Annotated in this window: 7 protein-coding genes and 1 tRNA gene; 4 read left to right on the forward strand and 4 right to left on the reverse strand. The window is 69.5% G+C overall.

Going from position 1 to position 6506, the window contains the following annotated elements; genetic code table 11:
- Nucleotides 1–2: 2 nt before the first annotated feature.
- The 3 genes from ACFPZI_RS28635 to ACFPZI_RS28645 all read right to left on the reverse strand — a co-directional run bounded on the left by ACFPZI_RS28635 (nt 3) and on the right by ACFPZI_RS28645 (nt 2596).
- Nucleotides 3–689 carry a chaplin gene (locus ACFPZI_RS28635; RefSeq protein ID WP_381368862.1) on the reverse strand — a complete coding sequence of 229 codons (687 nt, stop codon included), beginning with the start codon at nt 687–689 and terminating at the stop codon, nt 3–5.
- Nucleotides 690–890: 201 nt separating this feature from the next.
- Nucleotides 891–1124 carry a chaplin ChpH gene (chpH, locus tag ACFPZI_RS28640; RefSeq protein ID WP_381368865.1) on the reverse strand — a complete coding sequence of 78 codons (234 nt, stop codon included), beginning with the start codon at nt 1122–1124 and terminating at the stop codon, nt 891–893.
- Nucleotides 1125–1267: 143 nt separating this feature from the next.
- On the reverse strand, nt 1268–2596 hold the full coding sequence (locus ACFPZI_RS28645) for a M20/M25/M40 family metallo-hydrolase (protein ID WP_381368868.1): 1329 nt from the start codon (nt 2594–2596) through the stop codon (nt 1268–1270).
- Nucleotides 2597–2879: 283 nt separating this feature from the next.
- On the opposite strand from ACFPZI_RS28645, the gene ACFPZI_RS28650 reads away from it, so the two are divergent.
- Both ACFPZI_RS28650 and ACFPZI_RS28655 read left to right on the forward strand, forming a co-directional pair.
- A tRNA-Leu gene (locus tag ACFPZI_RS28650) sits at nt 2880–2964 on the forward strand.
- 72 nt (nt 2965–3036) lie between these two features.
- Nucleotides 3037–3411 (forward strand): YchJ family protein, encoded by a 375-nt coding sequence (locus ACFPZI_RS28655; protein WP_381368871.1) that lies wholly within the window; start codon nt 3037–3039, stop codon nt 3409–3411.
- Between the two features lie 117 nt (nt 3412–3528).
- Here ACFPZI_RS28655 and ACFPZI_RS28660 read toward each other — a convergent pair whose 3' ends face one another.
- Nucleotides 3529–4230, reverse strand: coding sequence for a FadR/GntR family transcriptional regulator (locus ACFPZI_RS28660; protein ID WP_381368874.1), 702 nt, complete (start codon nt 4228–4230; stop codon nt 3529–3531).
- 137 nt (nt 4231–4367) lie between these two features.
- Here ACFPZI_RS28660 and ACFPZI_RS28665 point away from each other — a divergent pair, with 137 nt between their 5' ends.
- The gene (locus tag ACFPZI_RS28665) at nt 4368–4886 is read left to right on the forward strand and encodes a gluconokinase (RefSeq protein ID WP_381368877.1); all 519 of its coding nucleotides are present in this window, start codon (nt 4368–4370) and stop codon (nt 4884–4886) included.
- 149 nt (nt 4887–5035) lie between these two features.
- Nucleotides 5036–6433, forward strand: coding sequence for a GntT/GntP/DsdX family permease (locus ACFPZI_RS28670; RefSeq protein ID WP_381368879.1), 1398 nt, complete (start codon nt 5036–5038; stop codon nt 6431–6433).
- Nucleotides 6434–6506: the final 73 nt, after the last annotated feature.

Raw genomic sequence — 6506 nt, forward strand, 5'->3', positions numbered from 1 at the left:
TGTCACGCGGCGGCTCGTGCCTTGCGGTAGAGGACCACGCCGGCGAGCAGCGCGCCCGCGCCGACCGGCAGGGCGAGACCGATCGGCAGCTCACTGCCCGTCCGAGCGAGTTCCACGTCGCCCAGGGGCTGGGCGGCGGAGTGGGTGCCCGGCTGGTTGCGGGGCACGGAGCCATCGGGGGTGGCCTCGCCCGGAGGGGACGGCGTTCCCGGCTCGACCTCGTCCGGCTCGCCGGGCGGGCTGGGCGCCTCCTGGTCGCCGGATCCGCCGTTCGCGCAGTCGTTGCCCAGAGCGGTGTTGCCGAGGCCGATGACGTTGACGCTGTTGCCACAGACGTTCACCGGAATGTGGACCGGCGCCTCGATGTGATTGCCGGACGCCACGCCGGGCGAGTCGGTGGTGTACCCGTCGGCCTGCGCGCCACCGTGACCGCTCGACGGTGAACCGCCGTGGTTGGCGCAGGAGTTGCCCACGGACGGATTGAGGACGCCGACGACGTCGACCGTGTTGCCGCAGACGTTCACCGGGACGTGCACCGGCGCCTGGAGCGAGTTCCCGGAGAGCACGCCGGGTGAGCCCTTGGCCGCGCCCTGTGCGCCGGAGTCGGCGTGCGCGACCCCGCCCGCGGCGGCGAGCACGCCGGACGCGGCTACCACGGTCATCAGACCCTTACGGGTGACCTGTCGCATGTACTGATTCCCTGCCTTCGACCAAGTACCAGGGGGGCCACGGATTCCTGGGGTTTCTCGGACTCCCCGGAATCCACGGATTCCCTTCCCGGTGTTCGGGACGTACTGGAAAACCGGTCGGCCCCGGAGCGCATGGCGCGCACTCCGGGGCCGACAAGCTCAAACCCTGAAAGGGCGTGCCCTAATGGGCGAGGCACAATGTCACTGATTGACGCAGGTGTTGCCGAACGCGGGGTTCAGCAGCCCGATCACGGAGACCGTGTTGCCGCAGACGTTCACCGGGACGTGCACCGGGGCCTGAACGACGTTGCCCGAGACGACACCCGGGGAGTGCACGGCAGCACCCTGGGCACCGGAATCGGCGGCAGCCATGCCCGCACCCGCGAGAACCAGTCCACCGGTGGCGGCAGCGACAGCGACGACCTTCTTGAGCATTATTCCTCCTCGTTGGCAATGCGATCCAAATCCGCGGATCACATCACGGGTAACGAGGAGGAAGTAATGAGGCTACGAGCTTATCGTCGCATTCACCCTTCCCAGCTAATTCCGCACACCTGCGCGATTATTGAAAGGGTCGTTCAGGACGCGTCCAGGAACCGGTCGAGCACCCGCACACCGAACTTCAGGCCGTCCACCGGCACCCGCTCGTCGACCCCGTGGAACATGCCGGCGAAGTCCAGCTCCGGCGGCAGCTTCAGCGGGGCGAAGCCGAAGCAGCGGATGCCGAGGGTGTCGAAGGACTTGGCGTCGGTGCCGCCGGAGAGCATGTACGGCACCGCCCGCGCGATCGGGTCCTCCGCGCTGAGCGCCGTCTGCATGGCGTCGACGAGCCGGCCGTCGAAGCCGGTCTCCAGGGCCCGGTCCGCGTGCACGTCCTCCCGCCTCACGCGCGGGCCGAGGATCCGGTCGAGGTCGGTCAGGAACTCCTCCTCGTATCCGGGCAGGAAGCGGCCGTCGACATGGGCGGTGGCCTGGCCCGGGATGACGTTGACCTTGTAGCCGGCGCCGAGCATGGTGGGCGCCGCCGAGTTGCGCAGCGTGGTGCCGATCATGCGGGCGATGCCGCCGAGCTTGGCGAGGGTCTCGTCCATGTTCTCCGGGTCGAGCTCGGTGCCGAGGGCGTCGGAGAGTTCGTCCAGGAAGGCCCGTACCGTCTTGGTGACTCGTACCGGCCACGTGTGGCGGCCGAGCCGGGCGACCGCCTCGGAGAGTTCGGTGATCGCGTTGTCGTCGTTGGTCATCGAGCCGTGGCCGGCCGTGCCGTCGACGGTGAGCCGCATCCAGTGCATGCCCTTCTCCGCGGTCTCGATGAGGTAGAGGCGCAGCTTCTCGTTGACGGTGAAGGAGAACCCGCCGACCTCGCCGATCGCCTCGGTGACACCCTCGAACAGCTCGGGGTGCTCGCGGACCAGGTGCTTGGCGCCGTAGGTGCCGCCGGCCTCCTCGTCGGCGAGGAAGGCGAGGACGACGTCGCGCGGGGGCTTGCGCCCGCTGCGCAGGCGGTCGCGGACGACCGCCAGGGTCATCGCGTCCATGTCCTTCATGTCGACGGCACCGCGCCCCCACACGCATCCGTCGGCGATCTCGCCGGAGAAGGGGTGGTGGGTCCAGTCGTCGGCGTTGGCCGGTACGACGTCGGTGTGGCCGTGGATCAGCAGCGCCGGCCGGGAGGGGTCCTCCCCCTCGATACGGGCCACGGTGGAGGCCCGTCCCTTGTGCGACTCGAAGATCTGCGGTTCGAGCCCCACCTCGGCGAGCTTCTCGGCGATGTACTCGGCCGCCTTGCGCTCGCCGGGTCCCGAATGGTCGCCGTAGTTGCTGGTGTCGATCCGGATCAGGTCGCGGCAGAGGTCCACGACCTCATCCTCACCGGTGACGCCCTTGGCCGTGCCGTCCGTCGCGCTCACGTCGTTCCTCCCGCTGTCGCTGCACACTGTTCCCTGCACGCTGTCACTGCTCGTGGGTCTCCCCTCATCCTCTCCCCTGTGCGGCCCCGCCCCAAGACCGGAGCCGGCCCGTCACACGGCGTTCACGCCGGGACGGAGCACAACCCGGGCGGGAGTCGGGTGGGAGCACAGCCGGACACGAGCGCAGCCGGGCCACGCGCCCACCGGGGGTGATCGGCCACCCCGGAAAGCCTGGTAATGTTTACGTCGTCGCAGCGGGGGAAACCCGCGCGTCACACACCTTGTCCGGGTGGCGGAATGGCAGACGCGCTAGCTTGAGGTGCTAGTGCCCTTTAACGGGCGTGGGGGTTCAAGTCCCCCCTCGGACACATGAACGCGAGGGGCGCGACCATCAGGTCGCGGCCCTCGCGCGTTGTCGCGCTCTGTCACGGAGGAAGACCATGGCCGATCACCCCTGCCCCTGCGGGCTCCCCGAGACCTATGAGGCGTGCTGCGGCCGCTTCCACTCGGGGACGGCCGCCGCGCCGACCGCCGAGCGGCTGATGCGGTCACGGTACTGCGCCTTCGTCCGGCTGGACGCCGGTTATCTGCTGCGGACCTGGCATCCGCGGACGCGGCCGGAACGGGTCGACCTCGATCCCGGGATGCGGTGGACCGGGCTGGAGATCCTGGAGGCGGCCGGCGGGTCCGCCTTCCACTCCACCGGGACGGTGACCTTCCGGGCGTCCTACCGGGGCGGCTCGCTGCACGAGCGGAGCCGTTTCGAGCGGGTGGATGGGGCGTGGGTGTACGTCGACGGGGAGTTTCTGAGCTAGGACCTGCCTCCGAACTCCCGCCCACCGGGCCCGCACTGGTGGTCACCGACGACCCGCCCGGCCGGGGCGAGTCCAAGCAGCCCGGACGAGGCGACGCCCCGACCCGGCCCGCCCCGGTCACGGTGCCAGGATGTCCAGTTCCTGGAGGGCGCCCACGGTGATCTCGCGGGTCAGTTCCTCCGCGCGGGCGGCGTCGCGCTCGCGGACCGCTTCGGCGACCTGGACGTGCAGGGTGACCGCGGCCGGGTCGGGGTCGTCGAACATCACGTCGTGGTGGGTGCGGCCGGTCAGGACCTCCGCGACGACGTCGCCGAGGCGGGCGAACATGTCGTTGCCGGACGCGGTGAGGATCACGCGGTGGAAGGCCATGTCGTGGAAGAGGTATCCCTCCAGCCGGTGGCCGCGCGAGTTGGCGACCATTCCGAGGGCGCACTCGGTGAGTTCGGCGCACTGCTCGGCGGTGGCGTTGCGGGCGGCGAGCCCCGCCGCGATCGGTTCGACGGCCGAGCGCAGCACCGTGAGTGAGCGCAGCTGCCGGGGGCGGTCCGCGCCGGCCAGCCGCCAGCGGATGACCTGGGGGTCGTACACGTTCCAGTCGCAGGCCGGGCGGACCGTGACGCCCACGCGGCGCCGGGACTCCACCAGGCGCATGGACTCCAGGACGCGCACCACTTCACGCATCACGGAACGCGACACCTCGAAACGCTGGGCGAGTTCGTCGGTGCGCAGGACACTGCCGGATGGGTATTCGCCCGCCGTGATCTCGGGGCCGAGGGTGTCCAGTACACGGCCGTGCAGCCCCCGGCCCGTGATGCTCATGCACTCAGAGTACGGGGCGGATCACCGGAATCAAAGGTCGGACTTATTCGTCACAGACCCTTGAATTTGTCGTACTTTTAAGTTTCAGTTGCCTCGACATCAGGTTGTCGACGACGACAGCAGACAGTGAGGCAGCGATGAACACCCCCCACGTCGTAGTGGTCATGGGCGTCGCGGGCACCGGCAAGACCACCATCGGTCCCCTGCTCGCGGCCCGGTACGGCGTCCCGTACGCCGAGGGCGACGACTTCCACCCGCCGGCCAACATCGCCAAGATGTCGGCGGGCACCCCGCTCGACGACGAGGACCGTTGGCCCTGGCTGGACGCCATCGGCGAGTGGGCGCACGGACGTGCCGGGCTCGGCGGCGTGGTCAGCTCCTCGGCGCTGAAGCGGTCGTACCGCGACCGGCTGCGGGCGGCCGCGCCCGACGTGGTCTTCGTGCACCTCACGGGTGACCGCGCGTTGATCGAGGACCGGATGTCGCACCGCGAGGGGCACTTCATGCCCACGGCCCTGCTCGACTCCCAGTTCGCCACGCTCCAGCCGCTGGAGCCGGACGAGGTCGGGGTCGCCGTGGAGGTCTCGGGCAGCCCCGAGGAGATCACCGCGCAGGCGGTCGCCGCCCTCGCGAACCTCTCCGGGGCGGCCTCGTAGCTGCCGGCCGAAGTCGCCTTCGCCGGTCGGCCCCCTCCGTCCGAGCCGATTCCACCGGCCGTTTCCGGACCCCGTGAACCCCGGGACGCCCCCATCGCCCCGGTCCTCTCCCTGATTTCCTTCCTCCCCGTACTCACAAGGAATCCACCGTGACCAGTCTCAGTGTCGAGATGCTGGCAGCGGACGTACCCGAGTCGATCACCTCGGCCGGCCACGCTCAGCTGGGCATCGCCGTTCTGGCGGGTATCGCCGTCATCGTTCTGCTCATCACCAAATTCAAGCTGCACGCCTTCCTGGCGCTGACCATCGGTTCGCTGGCGCTCGGCGCGTTCGCCGGGGCGCCGCTGGACAAGGTCATCACCAGTTTCAGCGCGGGCCTCGGTTCCACCGTCGCCGGTGTCGGCGTGCTCATCGCCCTCGGAGCGATCCTCGGCAAGATGCTCGCCGACTCGGGCGGCGCCGACCAGATCGTCGACACGATCCTCGCCAGGGCCAAAGGCCGCACCATGCCGTGGGCGATGGTGCTGATCGCCTCGGTGATCGGTCTGCCGCTGTTCTTCGAGGTCGGCGTTGTCCTGCTGATCCCGGTCGTGCTGATAGTCGCCAAGCGCGGCAACTACTCGCTGATGCGGATCGGCATCCCGGCGCTCGCCGGTCTGTCCGTGATGCACGGCCTGGTGCCTCCGCACCCCGGCCCGCTGGTCGCGATCGACGCGATCGACGCCAACCTCGGCGTGACGCTCGCGCTGGGTGTGCTCATCGCCATCCCGACGGTGATCATCGCCGGTCCGGTGTTCTCCAAGTACGCGGCCCGCTGGGTGGACGTCCCCGCCCCGGACCGGATGATCCCGCAGCGCCCCTCCGAGGACCTGGAGAAGCGTCCCGGGTTCGGTCCGACGCTGGCGACCATTCTGCTGCCGGTCGTGCTGATGCTGGCCAGGGCCCTGGTCGAGATCGTCATCGACGACCCGGAGAGCGGCGTTCAGCGCGTGTTCAACGTCATCGGCTCCCCGATGATCGCCCTGCTCGCGTCCGTGCTCGTCGGCATCTTCACGCTCGTCCTGCCCGCCGGATACGACAAGAGCCGGATCTCGCAGCTGGTCGAGAAGGGCCTCGGCCCGATCGCGGGCATCCTGCTCATCGTCGGCGCCGGCGGCGGCTTCAAGCAGACGCTGATCGACTCCGGTGTGGGTCAGATGATCCTCGACATCTCCGCGGACTGGGCGATCCCGGCCCTGCTGCTCGGCTGGCTGATCGCGGTGGCGATCCGGTTGGCGACCGGTTCGGCGACCGTGGCGACCATCTCGGCGGCCGGACTGGTGGCACCGCTGGCGGCCGACATGTCGACCACGCACGCCGCCCTGCTGGTGCTCGCCATCGGTGCTGGCTCGGTCTTCTTCAGCCATGTCAACGACGCCGGTTTCTGGCTGGTGAAGGAGTACTTCGGGCTCACCGTCGGCCAGACGATCAAGACCTGGTCGGTCATGGAGACGATCATCTCGGTGGTCGCGGGAGCGCTGGTGCTGCTGCTCTCGTTGGTCATTTAGCTGTACGCGGATCCAGCTGTACGCGGCTCCAGCCGCACACTGATCATTCGGCCGCTCGGGCGGCCGGCCGATC

This window comes from Streptomyces chlorus, assembly GCF_042655885.1.
GTDB classification, from domain to species: Bacteria; Actinomycetota; Actinomycetes; order Streptomycetales; family Streptomycetaceae; genus Streptomyces; species Streptomyces chlorus.

Excerpts from the sequence above, each read along its gene's own strand:
- ACFPZI_RS28635 (WP_381368862.1), bottom strand. The coding sequence starts at position 689 with ATGCGACAGGTCACCCGTAAGGGTCTGATGACCGTGGTAGCCGCGTCC.
- chpH (WP_381368865.1), bottom strand. The coding sequence starts at position 1,124 with ATGCTCAAGAAGGTCGTCGCTGTCGCTGCCGCCACCGGTGGACTGGTT.
- ACFPZI_RS28655 (WP_381368871.1), top strand. The coding sequence starts at position 3,037 with ATGGCCGATCACCCCTGCCCCTGCGGGCTCCCCGAGACCTATGAGGCG.
- ACFPZI_RS28660 (WP_381368874.1), bottom strand. The coding sequence starts at position 4,230 with ATGAGCATCACGGGCCGGGGGCTGCACGGCCGTGTACTGGACACCCTC.
- ACFPZI_RS28665 (WP_381368877.1), top strand. The coding sequence starts at position 4,368 with ATGAACACCCCCCACGTCGTAGTGGTCATGGGCGTCGCGGGCACCGGC.